This is a genomic window from Mycolicibacterium stellerae (assembly GCF_003719305.1).
Taxonomy (GTDB): Bacteria; Actinomycetota; Actinomycetes; order Mycobacteriales; family Mycobacteriaceae; genus Mycobacterium; species Mycobacterium stellerae.
Map to the genome: position 1 here is coordinate 220,742 of NZ_RARC01000003.1, position 22,963 is coordinate 243,704.

Here is a 22,963-nt window from a genome sequence, read left to right on the forward strand (position 1 = left end):
TCCTACTGTGAGTGTGGAAGCGCTTCTCATGCCTAGGTTCTCGTCCAGCCGGTGACGGACACAGGCGATGAAATGGAAGAAGAAACGATGACCACCACACGACTCGATGACCTGCAAGATCGCTACGCGACGCCGCCCGTCCCATCCAATCTGACCCTCCTGCCCGATCCGGAGCCGCAAGAGCTGTGGTGCCCCATCATTTCGGTAGACGACCACGTCCTGGAGCCGCCGACCCTGTTCGACCGGCTGCCGGCGAAGCTGCGCACCAGGGGTCCGCGCATCATCGACGTCGGCGGTCTTCCAGCGTGGGAGGTCGACGAACGACGGTTCTTCCTCGGAGGCACCAACGGCGCGGTAGGCAGACCGCAGCGTGAGGCTCATCAGTCGGCGATGCGCTTCGATCAATTCCGTCCCGGCGTATGGGACGCCGATGCGCGTATCCGCGACATGGACGTCAACGGTATGTGGGCATCATTGAACTTCGGCTCCGTCATCTGGGGTTTTGCTGGAAAGGTACTGGCGTCGCTGGGGGATCCCGAATTGGCACAGGCTTGCGTGCGCGCCTATAACGACTGGGTCGTTGAGGAGTGGTGTGGCGCCTACCCCGACAGGTTGATTCCCTGCCAGATGCCGTACCTCGCAGATCCGGTGGTGGCGGCCGAGGAGGTTCGCCGCAACGCGGCGCGCGGTGTGCATGCCGTCAGCTTCTCGGAAAACCCCGCCGGCTTGGGCCTACCCAGCATGCATAGCGACTATTGGGACCCGTTCTTGGCTGCCTGCGCGGAGACGGGCACGGTCGTCAATCTGCATGTCGGTTCGTCGGGAACCGTCGCGCGGCCCGCCGAGGACTCTCCGGTGCCCGTCATCGTGGCGTTGTTCCCGATGAGCGGAATGTCGGCGATGATCGATTGGGTTTTTTCCAAGATTCCGATCCGCTTCCCCGACATCAAGATCGCGTTGTCAGAGGGCGGCGTGTCGTGGGTCCCGACCGCCCTCGAGCGGCTCCAGCGGGCATTCGATCGACGCGACGAAAACGACGTGTGGTCCGCGACCGATCCCCACCCTATCGATCTCGTACGACGCAACTTCTGGTTCACCTCGATCGAGGATCCGTCTGCCTTTCGGCTACTCGAGCTCATCGGTGAGGACCGCGTAATGGTTGAGGTCGACTATCCGCACGCCGATAGTTCCTGGCCCCACACGCAGGACCTGATACGCCGCGACCTCAGCCACCTTCCGGCGTCCACCATCGCGAAGGTCTGCTACAAAAACGCCGCGGCGCTGTACCAGCATCCCCTTCCCCCCGACAGTTTGATTGCGCGCGCGTCCGCGTTCGCCGTATCGGCCCCCCAAAAGGAGAATGTCGCATGGTAGGCAATGACGTGATCATCCCCAAGGGTTTGATCGAGGACCTCGTCAAGCCGGTCCCCGCCAACACTCGCTACGTGAAATGCGGCCCGGTGACATTTGGCGTCGAATTCCGCGAACTGAACGCGCGTGTCATCAAGGAGAATTACGGGCACGACGTCGAGGCCATGAAGTTCTTCGAGCCGATGATGAACATCGACGACATCGGCGTCACACTGCACGTCTACTCGACCGACGATTCTCTGGAGCACCTTCGGTTCGACGCCTTCGGCGACAAGCCTCACCTGCACTACCACTACATCTTGCCCGACGGCTCACATCGGAAGTTGGACTACGATTTCGCAGCCTGTGGCGACATGATCCCGTGGGCCATGCGGACGATGGTGGAACGACTTCCGGAGATGCTGCGCGAAGCGAAGGCCACCGAAGTAGCCGACCGCGTGGACGTGGACGAGGTCCAGAAAATCGCACCCACGATCATCGAGATGGCATCTCGAATGCTCGCTGACCGCTCGGCAGCGCGTCTCGATGAACCTCGGGCCGAGCCGGAGATGACATGACGCAATCGGAAACCGCCGATGCGTCTGTCAAAGAAAACGTCGACCGCCAAGTCGAGCGTCCGTGTCGGACGACAGGCCAGATGATGCGTGTGGAACATCTGTCGATGCGATTCGGACAGGCGGACTGACATGCGCGGAGCAATCCTTCACACCCTCGGCCAGGACCTCACTGTCGAAACGCTCGAGCCGCTACCCCCCGGGCCGCGCGACGTCATAGTCGAAGTAGGCGCGAGCAGTATCTGCCATACCGACTTGTCCCTGCGAAACGGCATGTTCCCGGCCATGTTCTCGGGTGCGATGATCGGCGGTCACGAGTGCGCAGGCACGGTGGTCGAGGTGGGAGACAACGTGACGCGGGTGAGTGTTGGCGACCGGGTTGTCGCAACGTTCCGGCCTGCGTGTGGGACATGCCCGAGCTGTCTGCGGGACCGGTCACACCTGTGCACCGCGATAGGGGGCCTGATGCAGAGGCCGCGCGCCAAACGTGCGGACGGATCGCATGCCGCGGCGATGAGTGGGATCGGCACCTTCAGTGATGTCGTGACGTGTGACGAAGCGTCGGTCGTGCGAGTGGAATCCAGCCTGCCCGACAGTCACCTCGCGTTGCTCGGATGCGGAATGACGACGGGTGTGGGCGCGGCGCTGTTCACCGCAGGAGTCGAGCCGGGATCCACCGTAGCGGTGGTCGGATGCGGTGGTGTCGGACAGTCCGTCATACAGGGTGCCTCGGTGGCCGGGGCCGCACGGATCATCGCCGTGGATCCCGTTGCCTCCAAACGCGAACTAGCGCAGACCCTAGGGGCCACCGACACAATCGACCCAACAACTGAGGCCGCCGATGTGCAAGTTCGAGATTTATTGCACGGCAACGGAGTCGACTACGCATTCGACGTAGTCGGAGTCGCGAAAATAGTTGCTTCGACATACCGCATGATCGACAGGGGCGGCATGCTAGTTCTGGTCGGATACGGGCCGATGGACAGTGAGTTCCGAGTACCCGCATTCGACCTCCAGTCACAGGAGAAGATCGTCAAGGGCTGCGTGGCCGGCTCCGCACAGGTACGCCGACATCTCCAGTTGTTCATCGATCTGATCGAGAGCGGCCGGCTCAACACTGGCGCCCTCGTGTCACAGGAGGTGGCATTGGACGACATAAACGTTGCAATGCAGGCCATGCTGTCGGGTGAAGTGATACGCAGTGTCGTCACCTCGTTTGGGTGACGATCCGATGTGGTGCTTGCGTACGAGGTGCTTGGATTGTGCGGCTAGAACCTCGCTCTGTTCTGATCCGCCTACGGTCGCGCCGTTACAGCCAGCATTTGATGGCGGCCGCAACGATTGCAGGGGAGTCCTCCATGACGAAGTGGCCACCACCGCGTACGACCACGGTGGTGTGCCGCGGAAACGCGCTTTCGAATCGCTTGCGATCGTCTTCTCTAAAGATCGGACAACGTGCACCCCACGTGAGCAGAACAGGGAGCTCGCGCAACTGGGGGAGCGACTGCTCCAGATCGTGCATGTAGGAATCGGTTCCGCGCACGTTCTCGCCGTTCTGACGAATTAAGACGGAGTTCGCCCGGCGAGATGCTCTGGTGGGGTGCTGGTTGCAGTAGGCAGCGTCCATACCGTCTTCGACCCTCAGTCGCCTTCCGGCCCAACGGATTGCGAGACGTGTGAACATGGTCGAACTCCGGAGCACGTAACCGGCGGCGGTGCTAGTCGCGGCCAGAAAGTAGGACCGACGGGCGGCGCCGTGGTCTGGCCATGCCCACGTGTTACCGATAATCAGGCCACGCACCCGATTGCGGTGCCGGATGGCCAGACGAAGTGCGAGCGGGCCACCCCAGTCATGTCCCATGACGACGAAGTCGCGTAGGTCGAGCCGCTCCACGAAGTCCGAGAGGACGTCCTCGTGGTCGCTCGCCCGAAATCCAAAACCGGGCGCCGCCTGTGAAAGGCCAAAGCCCGGCAGGTCCGGGGCGATGCAGCGAACGTCGGAGCCCAGCGCCCCTATGAGGTGCCGGTACACGAAGCTGGAGACCGGCACGCCGTGCAGCAGCAATATGACCGCCCGGATCCCTCGTCGACGTAGTGGATGAAGGAATCGCGAATCATCAGGTGGTGCGACGTGAACCTCGTCATGAGGCCGCGTGTATCACCGGTCGGCGCTGGGCCCATGGCAGCGCCTCCTCCAGTTGGGCTGCGACGCGCAACAACAGTGCCTCCTCGCACATCGACGCGGCGACCTGACAACCGACCGGCATGCCGGTCGCCGAGGTGCCCAGCGGCAGGCTGATCGCCGGTGCGCCGGTCACGTTAAACAGCGACGTGAACGAACCCAACCTCTCCAGCATGGCGTGCAACCACTCCGCGAACCCGACGTTGGGCCCGATCCGCTCCATGAAACCGATTGGCTCGGCGGTTACTTGGGCGGTCGGCGAGACGAACAGGTCCCAATCGCAGAAGAACTCACCAAACGCCTGGGCGATGACGTTGACTGCGCCGGCGAAGCCGAGCACCTCCTGCACGCCGACCGCCGAGCCATAGTCGTAGGCCATCAGCGTCGCATGTTCCAGCGTGTTGGCGCTCGGCGTCGTGCCGGCCACTGTGGCCATCGCTTCGATCAGGGTGTAGCTGCCGACGCCGGCCATCGGAATCAGCGCGTCCATGAACCGTTCCCAGTTCAGTGCCGGTGCGGCCACATCGACGTGGTGGCCTAGCCGTTCCAGGGTTTGTGCGACGTCTTCGGCGACTCGACGCACCTCGGGGTCGGTGGTTCCGGAGAATGCGTCTGTGCACAGCGCGACCCGCAACGGCCCCTGCGCGGCACCCACCTCCTGCGACCACGGCCGCTGCGGCGGCCGCACCACGACCGCATCTCCGGGCATGGGACCGGCAGCGACATCGAGCAGGGCCGCGCAATCGCGGACGGTGCGGGTAAGCACAAATTCCTGTGAGAGTGCAAAGCCCATGCCGTCTTGACGGTCGGGCCCCGGTGACACCCGTCCGCGGCTTGGTTTGAGTCCGACCACGCCGTTCCAGCTGGACGGAAAGCGGATTGAGCCACCGGCATCGCTGCCGTGCGCGACTGGCAGCGCCCCGGCTGCGACAAGAGCTGCCGAACCCCCGCTGGAACCACCGGCGCTGCGAGCGGGATCCCAAGGGTTGCGCGTCACGCCGTGCACCCGCGTGACCGTATCTGGGCCCAACGAGAACTCGGACGCGGCCGTGATCCCGACGGCGCCCAGGCCAGCGGCCCGGAATCTACGCACCAGATGGGTGTCGTGGCCGTATGTGATGCCTCTGCCGGTCAACAACGACCCATACCGATATCGAATACCAGCGGCATGACAACCGGGATCGTCCTTGAGCGCGAAGGGAACTCCCGCCAACGGTCCGGTGTCCTCGTACGCGAGAGGTTCCTCCCACGGTCCGTTACTGAACGCGTTGATGGTGGGATTGACGGCCGCGATCGCCGAGCGTGCAGCGTCGTGCACTTCCGGTGCGCTCACCTGACGGGAGCGGACCAGTCGGGCGAGTTCGACGGCGTCGAGGACAGCGTATTCGTTCACATCCATTGGCGATCGATCCTCTCGTTCGTCGTTTAGCGCGGTACCGGGGTGCGGGCGTCGGTTCTGACATCGATCAGGAGAGGCCTGTGATGACACCTGATAGCTTCCGGGATCGCACTCAGCTGATCGGATCGCTCTATACGAATTGCTTTGACACCCATGCCTTCTGCGATGGCGGCGAAGTTCACGTCACCCAGCAAGGCGAGGTCGTGTCCCTTGCCGATTCTGTCGGTGACCGCGATTTCGGCTCCGTAGGCACCGTCGTTGAACACCACGACCACCACGTCGAGTCCATACCGCGCGGCAGTGAGCAGTTCTTGCAACTCCATGGTCAGCCCGCCGTCACCGACCGTGAGCAGGGTAGGGCGGTCTGGACGCCCCATGGCCGCCCCGATCGCGGTGGCCAGTCCCAGCCCAATCGAACCGAAATCGACTGTTTCCACGAATGCCGTCGGTTCGGACACGTGCAACCACGCATATCCCGGCAGCATGAACAGTCCCGAGTCGCAGACGTAGGTTCGCTCGCGCGGGAAGACCTCGTCGAGCACCAGGGTCAGTTCCCGGCTGTCGACGAGTTCTGTTTCGTAGGGCGGGTATTCGTTGTGCGGATCAAAATCCGCCAATCGCGTGCGGAGATCGTCGGTGCACAGACCACCGTTTCGAGGAAGGTCAAGTTCGTCGAACCACTCGACGAGAGTGGAGGCGGCGCGGTTGGCGTCGGCCTGCACCGCGACTGAGACGTCGGTGTGCCGCCCCAGTTGTGCCGGCTCGAGATCGATGTGCACGATGCGCTTGCCTTCGAGCAGTGAACCGTTGGCGGTGGTATCTGGATTCAGACTCGCGCCGAACGCGATCAGGCAGTCGGCGGCGGTGATGGTATCCACCGCTGCACCATGCGACAGCGTCCCGCAGATCCCGAGATCGAATGATTCTCCCCGGAAGAAATCCTTGGCGCGCAACGTGGTTGCCACAGGTGCACCGATCCGCCCCGCCAGTGTCAGTATGGATTTGCGAGCATCTGCGAGCACTGCGCCGTGGCCCGCGACGATGATTGGCCTCCGAGCCGCAGCGATTGCGCCCACGGCCAGGTCCAGCGCTGCGACATCAGGCGCGACGGCCTGTGGCGATGCGACCTGGACCTGTGACGGCGTGTACGTGGTTGTGCCCCGTTGCACGTCAACCGGGGCGTTGAGCACTATCGGCCGGCGTTCGGCGCGCGCCCGGCCGAAGGCGCGAGCCACGTCGTCGGCTATCGCGTCCGCTGATCGCAACTGCTGAATACCCGCACCCGTCGGTGCGACCAGTGCGGCTTGATCGATGTGCTGACGCCCGAACGGAAGACGCGTGTCGGTGTCGCCCGCGAAGACCACGATCGGAATGCGTGCACGGGACAGGTGGGTCAGCGCGGTGATGGTATTGGTCAGACCGGGGCCGTGCGTCACCGACGCGACTCCGACCCTCCCGGTGACCGCGGCGTACCCACCGGCCATCAGAAGTGCGCCGTCCTCACGGGCTGCCTTGACGTACCGCACGTCGTGGTTCTCGCCGAGTTCTGCGAGTACGTGGATGTTGCCCTCACCGAGAACGCCGAAGACGGTGGTGACCTGCTGGTCGGCAAGCGCTTGGGCAAGGGCTACATGGCCGGAGACTTCTTTCGACATCGGGGCCATGAAACCACGCGCCGACACCCTGGAGAGGTCGAGCGCAGTGACTGTTTGGGCGCTACGGGGGTTGAACTAGTAACAGCATTAGTAGCGACTTGTGCGCTCTCCGCCACCGGCGCAGCATCGCCGTAAGGCCTGCGGTCCACTGAGGAGGATGACGTGTCAACGGTTCTCGATGTCGACAGCCATGAGATGGCACCATTGGAGCTTTGGGGTGAGGTGTTCGGCGATGAGATTGCCAGCCGCATCCACGAAGTCGGATTCGACATCCTGACTAGGACCCGTGCCAATCCGCTTTCGGTGCCGGACTTGACCGGTGACACGACGCCCATCAATCAGGAGACGGTGTGGCAACTCAAGGGCGCCAGCGCTCCATCTGCGATCGACTTGCGTCGCCGACCGGCGGTCCTCGATGAGATGGGTATCGCCCGACAGCTGGTGTTTCCTACCTTCGGGCTCTTCGCGCTGATATTGGTCAACGACCCGAATGCACATGTGTGGTTCGGTTTTGATGCCGAGAAGTTCAATGGTCGTGAGATCGGTCAGTTGGCGGTCGCCGCGCACAACGACTGGGCCGCAGAGATCACGCGGTCCACGTCCGACCGTGTGCGCCCCGTAGGGATCGTAATGACAGACAGCTCGGTGGACTCGATGATCGAACAGGCGCGCACCGCGATCGAGCGCGGCATTCGGGCACTGATGATTCCGGCCAACGTACCACCCGCAGGCGCATCGCCGGCTCATCCGCAGCTCGATCCGTTTTGGCGGTTGGCCGCCGAGGCCGACGTTCCGGTAACCATTCATCTGGGCACCGACAACGGGTTCATCACCTCGTCGGCTTGGTCGAAGGGCGTGGAGGTGTTCCACCCGTCGGACAAGTCGAGCATCGAGCTACCCATTGAGCCGTACCGCGCGACCAATATTCACTACTGCGCGGAGAACATGATCTCGACAATGGTCCTTGGCGGGGTCTTCGAGCGCCATCCCACGCTGCGCTTCGGAGCCATTGAGCTCGCAGCCGGATGGGCGGGGCCGCTGGCAGACCGGCTCGACGTCTGGGCCGCGACGATGTTCCGGTCTCGACTCAAGGACACCCTCAGCATGCGTCCCTCGGAGTACCTCGCCCGCAATGTGCGGGTCACACCATTCTATTTCGAGCCGCTGGCACGGTATTTCGAACAACATCCCAACGTGTGGTCGATGTTTTGCTATGCCACCGATTACCCACACGTCGAGGGTGGCAAGGATTCGCGAACTGTGCTCGCCGAGGCGTTGTCGTCGGCACCGGCGACCGCCCGGGAGCAGTTCTTCACGACGAACGGTGAACTGCTGATCCCGGACTGAATTCGATACCAACCGACGCGTGTTCGAATGACACGAAAAGAAGACTAGAACAAGGGAATTCAAGGTTCACATGACTCAGACGCCGGGTGTCGACGTGCCCAACGCCGAGGACGTCGAACGTCTCTCAGAGACGTTCGATCATCTTGACAGTGAGTTGAATTACGACGTTCTGCAACAGGTGTACAGCCGACTGCATGCTGGGTGCCCGGTACCCAAGACACCAGCTCACGGCGGCTATGCCCTCGTCACGCGATATGACGATATTGTCGAGGTCGAGAAGAACACCAAGACCTTCTCCTCCGGACGTGATGGTGTCCTACACCCTCCGCACGAGGGGAGGTCACGCAGCATTCCCATCGAGTTCGACGGCCCCGAGCACCTCGCCTACCGCAAGCTATTCATGGAGGCACTTAGCGCGCCGCGCGTTCGCAAACTGCGGCCCTATCTGGAGGACCTGACCGAGCGGATGCTGGACCGGTTCGCTGACGGCGATGACGTCGATTTCGTGCAGAACGTGGCGGTGCAGATCCCGGTTCGCGCGGTGGGACACCTGCTTGGTTTGGGTGAAGACGCAAACGAGGAGATGCAGTCGTTCGCCACGATGGTGCTAGAGAACGCTGGCACCCCCAAGATGGTGGAGGGACTTCAGCAGCTCGACGCCTTGTCAGCCGTGCACTGTAATCAGCGGCGCGAACGACCCGGCACCGACTACCTCAGTACGCTCGTGCACTTGGACTTCGGCGGCCGGCCGTTGACCGACGACGAGCTGATGAACATCATCCGCTCGTTCGTGTTCGCGGGCTTCGAGACGACGGCGCGTGCGATCGGCAGTCTCGTCCACCATCTGGTCACCCACGCCGAGATCCAGGCCGACCTGCGCTCGGGATCGTTGCCATTGGAGGGCGTTGTCGAGGAGGGGCTGCGGCTTTTCCCGCCGGTGCAGAATATGTTCCGGACGGCCACGGCAGCGACGACCCTCAACGGCAGTGAGCTGACGGAGGGTGAACGACTCGTGCTTCTCTACGCCGTTGCCAATCGCGATCCCGCCCAGTTCGAGGATCCGGAGTCGTTCTGTCCCGTGCGCGCGAACCCACGACAACACGTCGCATTCGGAATCGGAGCCCACTATTGCGCTGGTGCGACGCTGGCGCGCGCGGAGATCCACGTCCTGCTGCAAGCGCTCGTCAAGCGCCCACCGCTGGAACTTGCGGGAACCCCACGCCACAGCCCGCATCTGATGATGGGGCAGATGATGGGTGTCGACTATCTCCCACTGCGCTTCCAGGAGGTGAAGTAGCGGTGCGCTCGGCGGTTCTGCACACCCTCGGATCGGACCTGTCGGTCGAGTCGCTCGAGCCTCTGCCGCCGGCGCCGCGCGATGTGGTGGTGCAGGTACAGGCCAGTGGAATATGTCACACCGACCTGTCGATGCGCAACGGGCTGTTCCCGATGATGTTCTCCGGCCCCATGATTGGCGGCCACGAGGGTGCCGGTGTTGTCGTCGACGTCGGAGCCCAGGTATCCCGAGTCGCGTTGGGAGACCGTGTCATCGCATCTTTTCGACCCGCCTGCGGCACATGTCCGTCCTGCGTAGCCGGTCGCTCGCATCTGTGTGACGCGCACGGAACGTTTCTGCACCGCCCGAGGGCACTGCGCCACAACGGCGAGCAGACGGTGGCGATGAGCGGAATCGGCACCTTCAGCGAGTTTCTGACATGTGACGAGGCATCGGTCGTGCGGATCGAATCTGACCTTCCAGCCTCACATCTGGCGCTACTCGGCTGCGGGATGACGACGGGCGTGGGAGCCGCGCTGTTCACCGCGCGCGTGCAAGCTGGATCGACGGTAGCGGTCCTCGGTTGCGGCGGAGTGGGGCAGTCGGTGATTCAAGGGGCCGCCGTCGCCGGTGCCGCCCGCATCATCGCGATCGACCCCATTGAATCCAAGCGGGAGATCGCACTCCGTGTCGGTGCCACCGACGTGATCGACCCGACCACCGGTCCAGCGCACGAACTCGTGCGGGAACTCATGCGCGGTCGGGGGGTTCAGTACGCCTTCGACGTGGTCGGAGGACCCGAGGCGGTCGCCTCCACCTACGCGATGATCGACAAGGGAGGAATGGTCGTGCTGGTCGGTTACGGACCGATAGACGCCGAGCTGCGGCTACCGGCCTTCGATCTACAGTCTCAGGAGAAAACCGTGAAGGGCTGCGTCGCCGGCTCAGCCCAAGTGCGGCGCGACTTCCAGAAGTTCATCGACCTCATCGAGACCGGCCGACTCAAGACCGACGACCTCGTCTCCCAGGAGGTGGCTCTGGACGACATCAACATCGCGATGAAAGCGATGTTGTCGGGTGATGTCGTGCGCAGCGTCATCACAGCGTTCTGAAGCCGTCGAAACGATGACCGGTTCGTCCGACGAGAACGCGGCATCTGAGCCCGCTGACGCGGTGCTAATCGACGTAGTCGACGAACGGATCCTGATCATCACGCTCAACCGGCCGCGGGTGAAGAACGCGATTGATTCCGCGCTGTCGGAGGGCCTGGCAATGGCGCTGCAGACCCTTGATGATCGCGATGATCTTCGAGTCGGAGTGCTGACCGGTGCCGGCGACACCTTCTGCGCGGGGATGGACCTCAAGGCGTTCGCGCGGTTCGGCAAGCCCCGAGGTATTCGGACGCTCTTGCGCGAGGGAACCAAGAAACCGCTCGTAGCCGCGGTCGAGGGCGTCGCACTCGGAGGTGGCCTGGAGCTAGCGCTGCTGGCCGATCTGGTCGTCGCCGCCTCAGATGCGAAACTGGGTCTTCCCGAAGCACGCGTGGGATTGTTCCCGAGCGGCGGTGCGCTGCAGCGGCTGCAGGGCATTCTTCCGCGCACGGTGATCGCGGAGTTGGTCTTCACCGGTGAACGCATGACCGCTGGACAAGCCCACACCCTAGGCCTCGTGTCACGATTGACCGAGCCCGGCGACGTATTGAAGGTAGCGATCAGGCTAGCGGAGCTGATTACCCGGTGTGCGCCGTTGGGGGTGGCCGCATCAAAGGAGCTGCTGCGAGCGGTTCCACGTACCTCTACCGAGGACTTCTGGCGGCGACAAGGGGAACTGGCCGACGCCATCGCGCAATCTCACGATGCGCACGAGGGGGCAAAGGCCTTCGCCGAGAAGCGAGATCCGGTCTGGCGAAACCGCTGAAGCATGGATGATCCGACTACGCGACAACGTGGTACATGCGGCACTAGCACTAGCGGGCACTTGGCGCCTTCGGCCGCAGTCCGTAGCGTCCACAGTTGAAGCGTCGGGACACATCGGAACACATGTACTCGGCGGTCCGTCGTTACAGTCCAGCCCGCGGACAGGAGGTCTTCAATGCCGAAGTACTACAAGATCAGCGACCCTGACTACTTCGATTCCATCACCCCACCGGAGTTGCGGTTCGCCGGCGAGGCGACTCGGGAAGTGATGCCGGGATGGGACCTCGGTTCGATCGTGATGGCCGATGAGCCGACCAATCCCGACGCGCCGGTGGCTTCGATGCTGAAAATCGCCCCCGGCGACACGCTGCCACGGCATGCGCATGACTGCTTTCGTGTGGAGGTGGTCATCCAAGGATCGATCACTTTGCCCGGTGGCGACGTTCTCCATCCCGGCGACATCATGACGTCGCGGCCGCACGAGTACTACGGCCCTCATGTGGCGGGCGACGAAGGATGTCTATCGGTAGAGATTTTCTCTGCTGCGCACGGCATGCTACCCATCAGCGACGACGCAGGCGACGAGTACGCCGAAGACGTCACTGCCCGTGTTCACGATGCTACGTCGCGCCTCCAAAACCAGACGAACAACGCCTAAGTAACGTCTGCCCAGCACTCTGGGGAAGTGAAGGTCCAGCAGTCCCTGTCGTTTTGGTACTCACGAAATCGTCACAGACGAAGGCCACCGCCCATACGCGGCGACGGGGTGTTCGCGCGGTGACAATCGAGTAGAAGCGAGTGGTTGTGAATCAGAAGCAGCCCTTCGTCGTCGGTCTTGGCGGCACGCTGCGCGTGGGCTCATCCACCGAACATGCCCTGCGGCTGTGTCTTTCGGCAGTCGAACGACATGGCGGCCGCACCGCACTATTTTGCGGCGCCGACATCGACTTGCCGATGTACAACCCGCACGACCAATTTCGCACGGATAAGGCTGCGGCGCTGGTCACAGCCCTGCGGGCAGCCGACGCCGTGGTCGTCGCATCACCGGGGTACCACGGTGCCATTTCGGGACTGGTCAAGAATGCACTCGACTATGTCGAGGACCTCCGCGGTGACCCACGTGCGTACCTGGAGAACACGCCGTGGGGCTGCATCGGCTGCGCCTATGGGTGGCAGGCTGCCGTCGGCACGCTAGGCCAGCTGCGGTCCATCGGTCACGCATTGCGTGCATGGCCGACTCCGCTTGGTGTGGCCATAAATTCGACCAGCGCTGTGTTCAACGACGACGGATCGCTCATAGACGAGACGGTCGGTGCTCAACTCGACTTGCTTGCGGCTCAACTGATAGGCGGACCCGGTTGGGTGACATGATGTCTGCACCGCTTATGCAGGAGATCTGTAGGTGAGCGGATCCGCAGACAAATTGCGCACGAACACATTTGACGCGCGAGTCTTCTCGGCAACATGGCGCTTGCACCAGGAGCCTGGCCCCGTCCGCTCCTTCACAGTATTCGTACTTTTAACAAGTTCGTGCTTAACCCGGCCATGAAGTTGCTTGCGGGGCGGAAGAATTCGTATGCCGCAATAATTCGCCATCCGGCAGGAAGTCTGGGAAGCAGTATTCAACGCCGGTCGGCGCAGACCGTACCCAAGATGGCTTCGTCATTCCGCTGGCCTATGGGATACGCGTGGACTGGTTGCAGAACATCCTTGCCGCTGGGCGGGCTACCGTGTCGGCGGAGGGCGAGAACCACGACCTAGTAGAACCCGAAGTGATCGACGCAGCAACTGCCCTGCCGATGCTCTCACCGATGCGGCGGAGGATCTTTGAGCGCAGCCCTGGCACCCAGCCAGTGTTACGTGGTAGCGAACAGAAGTGATTCCGCGAGCATGGACTGTGGTGGCTCAGGGTGGTGGTAGAGCGCCGCAGCATTGCCGTAACTGATCTTCTTGATCGTGTCGACGGGCAACATCTCCAGTTCAGACCGGAAGAGTTCCTGGCTGTCGGGCCACGAACTGTCCGTGTGCGGAAAGTCGACTTCAAGCATCATCCGGTCTTCGCTGATGACGTCGAGGCGGCGGAACGCCGAGGGATCTTCGATCGAGGTGAACCAGAAGTTGCGATGCAGCACTTCCACTGGATGCGTGGTCGCGCCCGACCATGCTTCGGGCTCAGCGTCTTTCTGCCGGTACGCGCGGTGCAGGCGCTCAACCACCATCGGAACCCAGGAGATGCCGGCCTCCGACAGGACGATATGAAGGTCGGGATAGCGCTGCGGCACACCGGAAAAGATCCAGTCGACCACCGTCTCGATCCCGTTGAGCGGAAACAACGCAACCTGGGCGGGAACCGGCGTGTCCGGCGAGGGACAACTGATCCGGCCAGATGAGCCGATGTGGAGATTGATTGCGGTTTCGGTGTCAGCGCACGCACGCCAGAACGGTTCCCAGTGCTCGGAGTGAACACTCGGAAATCCGAGCTGTGAGGGGTTCTCCGTGAAACTGACTGCGTGCACTCCGCGTTCCGCGTTACGGTAGATTTCCTTCGCGGCCAATTCGGCATCGGCCAAGAAGCTCAGTTGGCACGGGACGAAACGGTCAGGATGTGACCCGGCCCATTGCTCGACGGCCCAGTCGTTGTATGCCTGGACGCAGGCAAAGCCGAGTTCCTTATCAGGCAGACGCGACAGGGTCGTTCCGGCGAATCCCCACGTGATCGACGGAAAGCAAAGCGAGGCCCACACTCCCGCCAGATCCATGTCCTTGACGCGGGCATCGGTGTCGTATACCGACGCCCGGTAGTCCTGTAGCCGCATTTTCATCGATCGCCACTCGTTGATCGGTCGATTGGCCGCGCCGTCCATGCCGCTGAAGAAGAATTGCTTCTCGCCGATCTGCCAGGCCGGTCGGCCGTCAACCTCCACCATTCGGGGTGCAGCGTCACGGAACTTGGCGGACACCCCGTCGAACAGCGTTGGAGGCTCGAAGGCGTGATCATCCACGGAGATCACTGGGCACCACACCGCCCTGGGCTCGGGCTCGGGAAGGAAGGACAACTCGTAGTCGGGACCGAGAGTGAAGACGCTCGAATCCGATAGTGAGTCTTCGAGATCGCTAGGCATGACCTTCTCCCTTTCCGCTGCCGTGGCGGCGACTTTCGTGCTTCTTCACTTTGACTGGAACAAGGGCACTTGTTTCGGCTCGGTGTACGCCAGCAAGCCCTCGATACCGCACTCCCTGCCGATGCCGCTCTGTCGAAAGCCACCGAACGGAGCGTCGAAACTGCCTCCCACACCGTTGATTAGCACCATGCCGGTCCGCATACGCTTGGCAACACCCAATGCGCGTTGGTCATCAGTGCTCCAGACACTGGCGGCCAATCCGTACTCCGAGTCGTTGGTGATCGCAAGGCCCTCGGCGTCTCCGTCATAGGGGATCACGCAGACCACCGGTCCGAAGATCTCCTCACGGGCGATCCTCATCGCGTTGTCGACCCCGGTGAAGACAACTGGTTCGACATACCAGCCGACATCCAGGTCCACTGGGCGTCCGCCGCCCACGGCCAATTTCGCACCCTCGTCCTGACCGACGCTGACGTAGCCCTCGACCCTTTCGCGCTGACGTTCTGACACCAGCGGGCCGATCTCGGTGTTCGGATCGAACGGGTCGCCGACGACCAGCGAGGACACCATGTCGCATATGGCGTCGGTGAATTCATCGATCCGAGACCGGGGGACGAGGATACGGGTCTGGTTGGTGCATGTCTGGCCGCTGTTGCGGAACGCCCCGTCGCGCAGGCCTTCCATGGTCGCTCCGACATCGGCGTCGTCGAGGATGAGGGCTGCCGACTTTCCCCCGAGCTCCAGCGTGCAGCGCCGAAGATCACGTCCGCAGATTTCGGCGACCCGCCGTCCCGCCTGGGTCGAGCCCGTGAAGGACACTCGGTCGACGTCGCGGTGACTAATGAGGTGCTCCCCGGCTTCGCGATCGCCGGGAACCACATTGAGCACTCCCGGCGGCAGACCCGCAGCGTCGAAGATTTCGGCGAGCACCAATCCATCGATGGCTGTCTCCGGCGACGGCTTGGCGACCACGGTGCATCCAGCGACCAGCGCCGGTGCGATCTTCATAAGCAGCAGCGCCTGAGGGTAGTTCCACGGTGCGATGGCAGCAACCACACCGACGGGATCGCGAATGACCGTCGCGGGTAGGCTCAATTCGGTGCGGTTCACCTCGGTGTCGAATCGGCCTCCCAGCGCGGTGAAGTACGCCAAGATATGTTGTGCAATAGGGCCTTGAGCGTTGCGCGAGAAGGTGATCGGGCTTCCCATCTCGGCGGTGATGAGGTCGGCGAGTTCGCCGGCCCGATCAGCGTAGAGCTCGCCGGCGCGTTGCAGATAACGGGTGCGCTCGGTGACCGGCAGGCTGGACCACGAGCTTTCGTCGAAGGTCCGCCGAGCCGCCGCCACGGCCTGGTCCATGTCGGCAGGCGTTCCGTCGGGTGCGTATCCGATGACTTCCAACGATGCGGGCGAAACGATGTCACGTCTGCGGCCGGTCGATGCCACCCACCGACCGTCGATGTAGACGGAATCGCGGTTACGCTCACCGCGCTCGGGACGACTAGTTGACATAAATTATTACCTCACCAGATCGATGGGCCGACCCGACGTCGATGCACGCCGGTGCGCTGCCCGTGGTTGCATCGCGATCCACCCAAGCCGCACGCATCGACCCACGTCCGAGGACCGAACACGGTCTTCGCTGTGGTGGTTGCCTGGCTGGTCATGACGCCCTTGACGTGGTTCGAGCCGATCGGCTATCGGCGCGCAACGCGATGTGATCACCAGCTTCATCGGCGATCTGGCCAGCCGTCAAGCCAACTAGGGGGTGGCGATAGTGCCCCGATTGGCACGTACCGTAGGTGACTCCACACGCCGGGCTTCGGTCCTATCGCCGCGCCTAGTAACACCGAGTAATATTGCCGTGCAACCGCTTTGAGATGGTCACCGGCTCTTCCGAACGCGTCGTGTATCGGCCACCACGATTGTCGATCGGATCTGCTCGCAGCCACCGGAGCCGGTACTCTGCGTTCCTCCAGGCCCACGCGCAGCCGACAGATGTGAAACAAGTGCCAACACAACCACGATCGCGGTGCTCGGAGTGACTACCGTTTCGTCGAGATCGTCATCTAGATCCGATTCGGGGGCTGACCGGTCGACATGACTCGCGGGTCCGAGCTGGGGGGACGTGGGAAGTGCGTTATGGGAGGAGAAGAGCTGATCCGATCTTGTGGTCCTACGACTCACTGTCGGCCAATCCGAGTCGAATCGCTCGGTCCAGGAACTGCGAGCGTTGGCGGTGACTGAGGCGACGGCCCACTTCATAGCCCAGCCCGACGTGCTGGCGACGCAGGTCGTGCTCATCGAGACGCGACACCTGCGCATACCAACCGGCATTCGCCCCTTCCTCCTACCGAACGGGAAGCTCACGCCCACGGACCTACCCGCGGTGTTGATCCGCTTGGCTGACGGAGATGGAGTACAGGGGTTTTCACTGCTGTGGTTTCAGCAGCCCACACAAGCCCTCGTCGTCGAGGAGGCGTTGCGGTGCCTGTGCAGCGACATGCCGAATCATGCATTGGACGACCTTGATGGGATCGACCGTTCGATCGCTAGCGCGGTGGCGTTCCTTGGCGCCCAAGGTGTGAACGCCTTCGCGGCTTCCGGCCTCAAGATGGCTGTGGAAGACCTCGTCTGCCGTCGTCGCGGAAAGAGTCTCGCGGACCTCCTGGGGCGTCGGCGCAATCTTGTTCCCACCTATCAGACGGGGCTGATGTTGCATGCCACCATCGACGAACTCGTCGAGGAAGCGGCCGCCATAGCTACTACCGGTGTCCGTGCGGTCAAGATGCTCGTCGGCAAGCCCACGCTCGACGAAGATGTCGATAGGATCCAGGCGGTGCGGGGGACCCTGCCAGCCAGCGCGAGTTTGATGGTCGATGCGTTACAGCGCTGGGACAGTGCCGCCACCGCCTTGCTTGCAGCACAACGGTTTGCCGACTTCGATTTACGGTGGATCGAAGATCCGCTCCCACATGACGACCATGCAGGCTACAAAGACCTGGCTCGACGGTCGCCTATTCCGATCGCCACGGGCGAGACCGCTTTCGCACGCGACGAGTTCCACCGGTTCCTGCGCGATGGTGTGCGTTACCTCGTGGGAGAGCCCGAACGTGTTGGAGGACTCCGAGCCTGGGTCGATCTCGCTGAGGACGTGTACAGGGCAGGCGCCGCGATGTTGCCGCATTTGTATCCTCACGTATCGACGCAGTTGTTGGCCACACTTCGGCAGGAAGAAGTATGGCTCGAGTATGTCCCGTGGTTTAACACCTTGGCCGTTGAGGAGTTGAGCTTGCGTGGGGACGGCACGATCGAGGTCGGTTCGTCACCCGGATCAGGGTTCACCCCCGGCGAGGATGCCTTGGAGCGCCACGCAATCGGCCCATGGCGGCGTCTCAATGACTAGATCAAGACCTTGGCTTAGTCCCAATCCAGCCCGGCAGGGCATGATCAGGACACTGAAATCTGATGCGGCAACACCATTCGTCACTGGCGATGGAAGATCCCATGGACGCGGACTCGTCATGACCGCGACGGCCGGCCGCCAAGCCATATCCACGAACCGTCGCCTCGCGACACCAGGTGTTGTTCACCCGGGCCGCCCAAGGGTCAGACTGATGTCACATTCTGCGCGTCGGGTCCGCGATACGTATTGCGCCGCCTCGGTTTTCCAGTCGGGGTCGTTCGGCGGTACGCGATAGTTGTGCGGTTCGGCGACGCAAGGGTGGTGCTCAGGGCACCATCACAATCTGCATCTTGTAGTCCAACGATGTGATGGCCTACCGTATTGCCCACTTCGTGGCACATGTCGACTCTTGTGACGCGCGAGCTTTGACCGAGTCGAACCTCGTGGAGACAAAATGGATAAGGTGTCGTCACTGTTTCGTCGTGCGGCATGGCTGGTCGTCAGCGTGGCGTGCACAGTCACTGCTACGCTCGCCGGATCGCCCGCCGCCCGAAGCGACGCAACTGCCTACTTGGTGAATGTGACTGTGCGTCCTGGATATAACTTCGCCAATGCCGACCAGGCACTAGCCTACGGTCAGCAGATCTGCGGTCAGGTCGGCGCCGGCGACGAATATGACACGATGATCGCCCACATCAAGTCCGACTTCGCCACCTCTGACGACTACCAGGCGAGCTATCTGATCACTCAAGCCGTCAACGAACTGTGTCCGGCGATGATCTGGCAGCTGCGCAAATCGGCCGCCCGCCAAGAGCAGTTGGGCTGAAAGCGGTCATGAAGTAGGGGTGATCGGACCAGCAGCGGCCCTAACGAACCCGACGCGTTGGGCTGGTCATCGTTTCGGACTATCACCCGGGATGGCCGTACATTGCCACCAGCACTGTCCGATCTAGGCTGTTCTCTGACCACACTCCGACCTCGGAATTAGCGCAGTTCTGCATAATCGTGAGTTGCTCAGGGCTGCCGTACCACTGGTTGATGACCTCAAGGCTGGTGATCGAAAGAGCTGGGTTGATCGCCACCGTCTCTTGGACCTGGCCTCGGTAGCCCGCAGCGTTTGCGCGATCCTGCGGTGACGATCCGTCCGAGCCGGTATCGCCGTCTAGCGCCCGGTTATCGCGCACATCCACCGAATGCCATTGGGCGGCAAGCTGCAGCTGCGGATTGATCTGCACGTTGTTGGTGCACCCAGCTTGGTGTTGGACGACGTACACCATCTTGGCCACGCTCAGGTTGAGCCGGTTGTTGTCAGCGTGCGCAGGCGAGGCCAGGGCGGTCGGAGCGATGACCGCTAGAAGCAACGGCAGTAAGCACGCCGGTCGGATCGAGGGCACGGATATGTTCAAGGCGGTCTTCCTTGCTGGCTTAGATCGGGCTGAAGTCGGAGATCAGCCACTGTCCGTCGATTTTGTCCAGGGTCACCTTGATGCTGCTGGCGGTTTGAGTGGGCGAATCGGTGCCGACGACGGTCGTCTGATTCACCATCACCAGGACTACGGCATGGCTTGCCGTCGTCGACACCGCGGCCGCCGCCGGAACGGTGGCGACGGCCGAAACCTGCTTCTGCTTCGCGCCGGGGATCACCACATCGTTGGTCAGCGACGTATACGAATCACGGAAGGCGCCGGTCAACCGGTCCCGCGCGCCGACAAGTTCCTTGTCTACCGTGTCGGGCTGGTACGACAGCAGCGCGATCGTGCTTTCGGTGGCTGCTTTCACCGACTCGGTGCTCGCGGCCTCGGCCGCGCGGTTTGCGCCCTCCCACCATTTCAGCCCTGCGATCCCGCACGCGAGCAACAGCACGATCGCCGGAAGGAGGCCGAAGGCCGCCGTCCGCTTAGCTTTGGCCCGGAATCCAGGCCCCCGCTCCTCGGCGGCTTTCGCGTCTTTATCAACGTTGTCAGCGCTTGTGTTCGGCGGCATCATCGTCACCATTTCCTCTGCCCGCACCGCGACGTCGCGATCACGCTACGAACTCAACATTCGACACCTTTGTCTGGTTGCCGACCTTCTCCACATCGATACGCATCCGCCACACGTGCGTGGGCTGTTCGCCACCGGTCCCCAGAGTCGCCTTCACCGACACCGCAACCAAGATCCGGGCTTTGTCGCCGTCCACAGACTCGAGGCCCGCCTGGGCGACGGTGCCCACCGTGGTGGACTGAACCTGTTTAACCATATTGATGAACGGCTGTGATCGTGTTCGGAAGTCATCGGCGAATTGCCCCGTCGCCGAGTCCAGGATTCGCTCCACGTCGGCGTCGGCATCGGTGTAGCTGATCGTCGTCAGCTTGACCGCGGCCTCCTTGCCGGCGTCGAGGAACCGGCCATGTTGGCGTTCGATCTGCAAGCTGCCGTAGGCCTGATAACCCAGCCAGCCACCGACCGCCACGAGCGCAGCGAGCGCGACCAGCATCAACAGGAAGACGAACCGTAAACTTGGCGCCGCAACCCTGACCGGAGTCGATTCGTCGACTGCCAAATGGTCGGCTTCGGTGTTGCCGCCATCGACTCCGTTTTGAGTCAGGGCGTCGTGGCGGTCAACGCCAGCCCCCGAATTCGTCGGCAACGCCTGGTTCAGGAGAACGCGATCGAGAACGGAGGCCGGCGCATCGGCGCGACGTCGGCCGAAGACGCGAAGCCACCTGTGCCCACGTAGTGGCCATGAGGCCGGCACCTCTGAGCGGTCGCCTTCTTTGCCAACTTTGGTTGTGGTCGTGTCGGCTGCTCGTCGCGTCACCTTTGCCTAGGCCCCTTCACTTCAGTCACGGTCTCGGCGGCTCGGTTTAGTGAGCGGCATTTGGCCCGCCTCGTGGCGCCCATTGTTAGTCGGCCAACCGACACCTCGTCAACGCTTGCGAGTTCAGATGGTGCACACAGCGAGTTCTCAAGTCTCACTGAGCGACTCCTCTGCAGATCTACCAGCCTCTACTCACTATCTGAAATCCCCGTGATTGCGGGCCAGGTAGGGCCGTGCTGAACTCACTCGGCGCGCCCTGCTGGGGTGTGTGCGGTGATGGGGACGGTTGCTCAACGCTGAGAGGGCAATTCTTTGGCCACTATTGACACGTTTGCTAAACCTATGCGGGCGGTCGGCGGGTTCTTTGCTACCGCTGTCGACACTTTGATCATGGCGCCGCGGCCGCCCTACGCATGGCGCGAATGCATTCTCCAAATGTGGTTCGTGGCTCGTGTTTCCATTTTTCCGACAGTTATGTTGTCGATACCATTCACGGTCCTTTCGGTGTTCATTTTCAATATTCTGCTTGTGGAATTCGGCGCGGCCGATTATGCCGGGGCCGGCGCTGCATTCGGAGCCGTCACCCAGATTGGCCCGCTGGTCACCGTTCTCGTGGTCGCAGGCGCCGCTGCCACCGCGATGTGCGCCGATCTCGGCGCCCGCACGATCCGCGAGGAGCTCGACGCGATGCGGGTAATGGGCATCAACCCGCTGCAGGCCCTTGTCGTACCGCGAGTGGTCGCCACAGTCGTTATCGCGCTACTGCTGAACTCCGTTGTTTCTGTAGTTGGTGTGGTCGGCGGGTTCTTCTTTTCGGTCTTCGTTCAGCACGTCACCCCGGGAGCTTTCGTCGCCAGTATGACCGTGTTCACCGGACTGCCCGAGGTCGTCATCTCGCTGACGAAGGCGGCGCTGTTCGGCCTGGTGGCGGCGCTCATCGGCTGCTACAAAGGCATTTCGGTCGGTGGCGGCCCCGCCGGCGTCGGCACCGCGGTCAACGAGACGGTGGTCTTCTCGTTCATGGCGCTATTCGTCATCAACGTGATTGTCACCGCGGTCGGCGTGAAGGCGACGATGTGACCGCCGGCGCCCCGAGTTCACGTACACCGAGACTGCAAAAGGCAGTGGGGGGGCTTGTCGGCGGGTGGAATCGCATTGGCGAACAGACCCAGTTCTACGGCAAGACCATTGTCTCCATCGGGGATGCGGTCACGCATTACCGCACTGAGATCGCCATCCAAATCGCCACCATGAGCCTCGGCGCCGGGGCGCTGGCCATCGTCGGTGGCACGATCGTGATCGTCGGGTTCCTCACGCTGTCCGCCGGCGCCCTCATCGCCGTGCAGGGTTACAACACTCTGGCCGGCGTCGGGGTGGAGGCGTTGACCGGCTTCACCTCCGCCTACCTCAACGTGCGCATAATCGGCCCGCTGGTGACCGGTATCGGGTTGGCCGCCACGATCGGCGCGGGCGCCACCGCCCAACTCGGAGCGATGCGCATCGCCGAGGAGATCGACGCACTGGAGGTCATGGGGGTCCGCTCCGTCGCCTACCTGGCGTCAACACGCGTCCTGGCCGGCATGGTCGTGGTCGTGCCGCTGTACTGCATCGCCGTGCTGATGTCCTTCGTCGCGGCCCGCGTCGGCACGACCTTCATCTACGGACAGTCCACAGGGGTCTACGACCATTACTTCACAACCTTTCTCAACCCAGTCGATCTGCTGTGGTCCTTCCTGCAAGCCATCGCGATGGCGGTGGCTGTCATGGTGATTCACACTTACTACGGATTCACCGCCTCAGGCGGACCCGCAGGAGTCGGCGAGGCGGTCGGACGCGCCGTGCGCGCATCATTAATCGTCGTGGTGTTCGTGACCCTGGTCATCTCGCTGTCCGTTTATGGACAGTCCGGCAACTTCCACCTGTCGGCGTAGGCGA

Annotated in this window: 21 protein-coding genes; 13 read left to right on the forward strand and 8 right to left on the reverse strand. The window is 62.6% G+C overall.

Going from position 1 to position 22,963, the window contains the following annotated elements:
* Nucleotides 1-87 precede the first annotated feature (87 nt).
* The 3 genes from D6M19_RS06455 (at nt 88) to D6M19_RS06465 (ending at nt 3,149) form a co-directional block, all read left to right on the forward strand.
* A complete protein-coding gene (locus D6M19_RS06455) occupies nt 88-1,374 on the forward strand; it encodes an amidohydrolase family protein (RefSeq protein WP_234834726.1) in 1,287 nt (428 codons plus the stop codon).
* The gene (locus D6M19_RS06460) at nt 1,368-1,928 is read left to right on the forward strand and encodes a DUF7700 domain-containing protein (RefSeq protein ID WP_123024352.1); all 561 of its coding nucleotides are present in this window, start codon (nt 1,368-1,370) and stop codon (nt 1,926-1,928) included. Before D6M19_RS06455 ends, D6M19_RS06460 begins: the two co-directional genes overlap by 7 nt.
* Before the next feature lie 129 nt (nt 1,929-2,057).
* Nucleotides 2,058-3,149 carry a zinc-binding dehydrogenase gene (locus D6M19_RS06465; RefSeq protein WP_123024353.1) on the forward strand — a complete coding sequence of 364 codons (1,092 nt, stop codon included), beginning with the start codon at nt 2,058-2,060 and terminating at the stop codon, nt 3,147-3,149.
* A gap of 85 nt (nt 3,150-3,234) precedes the next feature.
* On the opposite strand, the gene D6M19_RS06470 is transcribed toward D6M19_RS06465, so the two are convergent.
* The 3 genes from D6M19_RS06470 to D6M19_RS06480 all read right to left on the reverse strand — a co-directional run bounded on the left by D6M19_RS06470 (nt 3,235) and on the right by D6M19_RS06480 (nt 7,161).
* Complete coding sequence (locus tag D6M19_RS06470) at nt 3,235-3,990, reverse strand: alpha/beta fold hydrolase (RefSeq protein WP_164478359.1); 756 nt, start codon at nt 3,988-3,990, stop codon at nt 3,235-3,237.
* Nucleotides 3,991-4,066: 76 nt separating this feature from the next.
* The gene (locus D6M19_RS06475; RefSeq protein ID WP_123024355.1) at nt 4,067-5,506 is read right to left on the reverse strand and encodes an amidase; all 1,440 of its coding nucleotides are present in this window, start codon (nt 5,504-5,506) and stop codon (nt 4,067-4,069) included.
* A gap of 26 nt (nt 5,507-5,532) precedes the next feature.
* The gene (locus tag D6M19_RS06480) at nt 5,533-7,161 is read right to left on the reverse strand and encodes a thiamine pyrophosphate-binding protein (protein ID WP_164478360.1); all 1,629 of its coding nucleotides are present in this window, start codon (nt 7,159-7,161) and stop codon (nt 5,533-5,535) included.
* Nucleotides 7,162-7,323: 162 nt separating this feature from the next.
* Here D6M19_RS06480 and D6M19_RS06485 point away from each other — a divergent pair, with 162 nt between their 5' ends.
* From D6M19_RS06485 to D6M19_RS06510, 6 genes are all read left to right on the forward strand, one after another.
* A complete protein-coding gene (locus D6M19_RS06485) occupies nt 7,324-8,508 on the forward strand; it encodes an amidohydrolase family protein (protein WP_123024357.1) in 1,185 nt (394 codons plus the stop codon).
* Between the two features lie 70 nt (nt 8,509-8,578).
* Complete coding sequence (locus D6M19_RS06490; protein ID WP_123024358.1) at nt 8,579-9,805, forward strand: cytochrome P450; 1,227 nt, start codon at nt 8,579-8,581, stop codon at nt 9,803-9,805.
* A 2-nt stretch (nt 9,806-9,807) separates the two neighbouring features.
* Nucleotides 9,808-10,896, forward strand: a complete 1,089-nt coding sequence (locus D6M19_RS06495; protein WP_123024359.1) for a Zn-dependent alcohol dehydrogenase — start codon at nt 9,808-9,810, stop codon at nt 10,894-10,896.
* A gap of 13 nt (nt 10,897-10,909) precedes the next feature.
* Nucleotides 10,910-11,701 (forward strand): crotonase/enoyl-CoA hydratase family protein, encoded by a 792-nt coding sequence (locus D6M19_RS06500; protein ID WP_123024360.1) that lies wholly within the window; start codon nt 10,910-10,912, stop codon nt 11,699-11,701.
* Between the two features lie 174 nt (nt 11,702-11,875).
* Complete coding sequence (locus D6M19_RS06505; RefSeq protein WP_123024361.1) at nt 11,876-12,358, forward strand: cupin domain-containing protein; 483 nt, start codon at nt 11,876-11,878, stop codon at nt 12,356-12,358.
* 146 nt (nt 12,359-12,504) lie between these two features.
* Nucleotides 12,505-13,071, forward strand: a complete 567-nt coding sequence (locus D6M19_RS06510) for an NADPH-dependent FMN reductase (RefSeq protein WP_123024362.1) — start codon at nt 12,505-12,507, stop codon at nt 13,069-13,071.
* 485 nt (nt 13,072-13,556) lie between these two features.
* Here the strand turns inward: D6M19_RS06510 and D6M19_RS06520 are convergent, their stop codons facing one another.
* Entirely contained in the window at nt 13,557-14,564 is a 1,008-nt protein-coding gene (locus D6M19_RS06520) for an amidohydrolase family protein (RefSeq protein WP_164478361.1), read from the reverse strand.
* A 303-nt stretch (nt 14,565-14,867) separates the two neighbouring features.
* Nucleotides 14,868-16,334, reverse strand: a complete 1,467-nt coding sequence (locus tag D6M19_RS06525; RefSeq protein WP_123024364.1) for an aldehyde dehydrogenase — start codon at nt 16,332-16,334, stop codon at nt 14,868-14,870.
* A gap of 727 nt (nt 16,335-17,061) precedes the next feature.
* On the opposite strand from D6M19_RS06525, the gene D6M19_RS06530 reads away from it, so the two are divergent.
* Together D6M19_RS06530 and D6M19_RS06535 are read left to right on the forward strand one after the other, a co-directional pair.
* Nucleotides 17,062-18,228 carry a mandelate racemase/muconate lactonizing enzyme family protein gene (locus D6M19_RS06530; protein ID WP_164478362.1) on the forward strand — a complete coding sequence of 389 codons (1,167 nt, stop codon included), beginning with the start codon at nt 17,062-17,064 and terminating at the stop codon, nt 18,226-18,228.
* Between the two features lie 454 nt (nt 18,229-18,682).
* Nucleotides 18,683-19,054, forward strand: a complete 372-nt coding sequence (locus tag D6M19_RS06535) for a DUF732 domain-containing protein (RefSeq protein ID WP_123024366.1) — start codon at nt 18,683-18,685, stop codon at nt 19,052-19,054.
* 82 nt (nt 19,055-19,136) lie between these two features.
* On the opposite strand, the gene D6M19_RS06540 is transcribed toward D6M19_RS06535, so the two are convergent.
* Genes D6M19_RS06540 through D6M19_RS06550 form a run of 3 tightly spaced genes read right to left on the reverse strand, consistent with a single transcriptional unit; the run spans nt 19,137 to nt 20,770 of the window.
* Nucleotides 19,137-19,628, reverse strand: coding sequence for a CAP domain-containing protein (locus D6M19_RS06540; protein ID WP_164478373.1), 492 nt, complete (start codon nt 19,626-19,628; stop codon nt 19,137-19,139).
* 25 nt (nt 19,629-19,653) lie between these two features.
* Nucleotides 19,654-20,211 carry an Rv1363c family protein gene (locus D6M19_RS06545; RefSeq protein WP_234834727.1) on the reverse strand — a complete coding sequence of 186 codons (558 nt, stop codon included), beginning with the start codon at nt 20,209-20,211 and terminating at the stop codon, nt 19,654-19,656.
* 40 nt (nt 20,212-20,251) lie between these two features.
* Complete coding sequence (locus D6M19_RS06550; protein WP_123024367.1) at nt 20,252-20,770, reverse strand: Rv1363c family protein; 519 nt, start codon at nt 20,768-20,770, stop codon at nt 20,252-20,254.
* Nucleotides 20,771-21,370: 600 nt separating this feature from the next.
* On the opposite strand from D6M19_RS06550, the gene D6M19_RS06555 reads away from it, so the two are divergent.
* Together D6M19_RS06555 and D6M19_RS06560 are read left to right on the forward strand one after the other, a co-directional pair.
* The gene (locus D6M19_RS06555; RefSeq protein ID WP_164478363.1) at nt 21,371-22,108 is read left to right on the forward strand and encodes an MlaE family ABC transporter permease; all 738 of its coding nucleotides are present in this window, start codon (nt 21,371-21,373) and stop codon (nt 22,106-22,108) included.
* Nucleotides 22,105-22,959 carry an ABC transporter permease gene (locus D6M19_RS06560; RefSeq protein WP_123024369.1) on the forward strand — a complete coding sequence of 285 codons (855 nt, stop codon included), beginning with the start codon at nt 22,105-22,107 and terminating at the stop codon, nt 22,957-22,959. The genes D6M19_RS06555 and D6M19_RS06560 overlap by 4 nt, the downstream gene beginning before the upstream one ends.
* Nucleotides 22,960-22,963 lie beyond the last annotated feature (4 nt).

Coding starts and splice junctions, on each gene's coding strand:
- D6M19_RS06455 (WP_234834726.1), top strand. CDS start 88: ATGACCACCACACGACTCGATGACCTGCAAGATCGCTACGCGACGCCG.
- D6M19_RS06460 (WP_123024352.1), top strand. CDS start 1,368: ATGGTAGGCAATGACGTGATCATCCCCAAGGGTTTGATCGAGGACCTC.
- D6M19_RS06465 (WP_123024353.1), top strand. CDS start 2,058: ATGCGCGGAGCAATCCTTCACACCCTCGGCCAGGACCTCACTGTCGAA.
- D6M19_RS06475 (WP_123024355.1), bottom strand. CDS start 5,506: ATGGATGTGAACGAATACGCTGTCCTCGACGCCGTCGAACTCGCCCGA.
- D6M19_RS06480 (WP_164478360.1), bottom strand. CDS start 7,161: ATGTCGAAAGAAGTCTCCGGCCATGTAGCCCTTGCCCAAGCGCTTGCC.
- D6M19_RS06490 (WP_123024358.1), top strand. CDS start 8,579: ATGACTCAGACGCCGGGTGTCGACGTGCCCAACGCCGAGGACGTCGAA.
- D6M19_RS06500 (WP_123024360.1), top strand. CDS start 10,910: ATGACCGGTTCGTCCGACGAGAACGCGGCATCTGAGCCCGCTGACGCG.
- D6M19_RS06505 (WP_123024361.1), top strand. CDS start 11,876: ATGCCGAAGTACTACAAGATCAGCGACCCTGACTACTTCGATTCCATC.
- D6M19_RS06520 (WP_164478361.1), bottom strand. CDS start 14,564: ATGGACGGCGCGGCCAATCGACCGATCAACGAGTGGCGATCGATGAAA.
- D6M19_RS06525 (WP_123024364.1), bottom strand. CDS start 16,334: ATGTCAACTAGTCGTCCCGAGCGCGGTGAGCGTAACCGCGATTCCGTC.
- D6M19_RS06535 (WP_123024366.1), top strand. CDS start 18,683: ATGGATAAGGTGTCGTCACTGTTTCGTCGTGCGGCATGGCTGGTCGTC.
- D6M19_RS06545 (WP_234834727.1), bottom strand. CDS start 20,211: ATGCCGCCGAACACAAGCGCTGACAACGTTGATAAAGACGCGAAAGCC.
- D6M19_RS06555 (WP_164478363.1), top strand. CDS start 21,371: ATGCGGGCGGTCGGCGGGTTCTTTGCTACCGCTGTCGACACTTTGATC.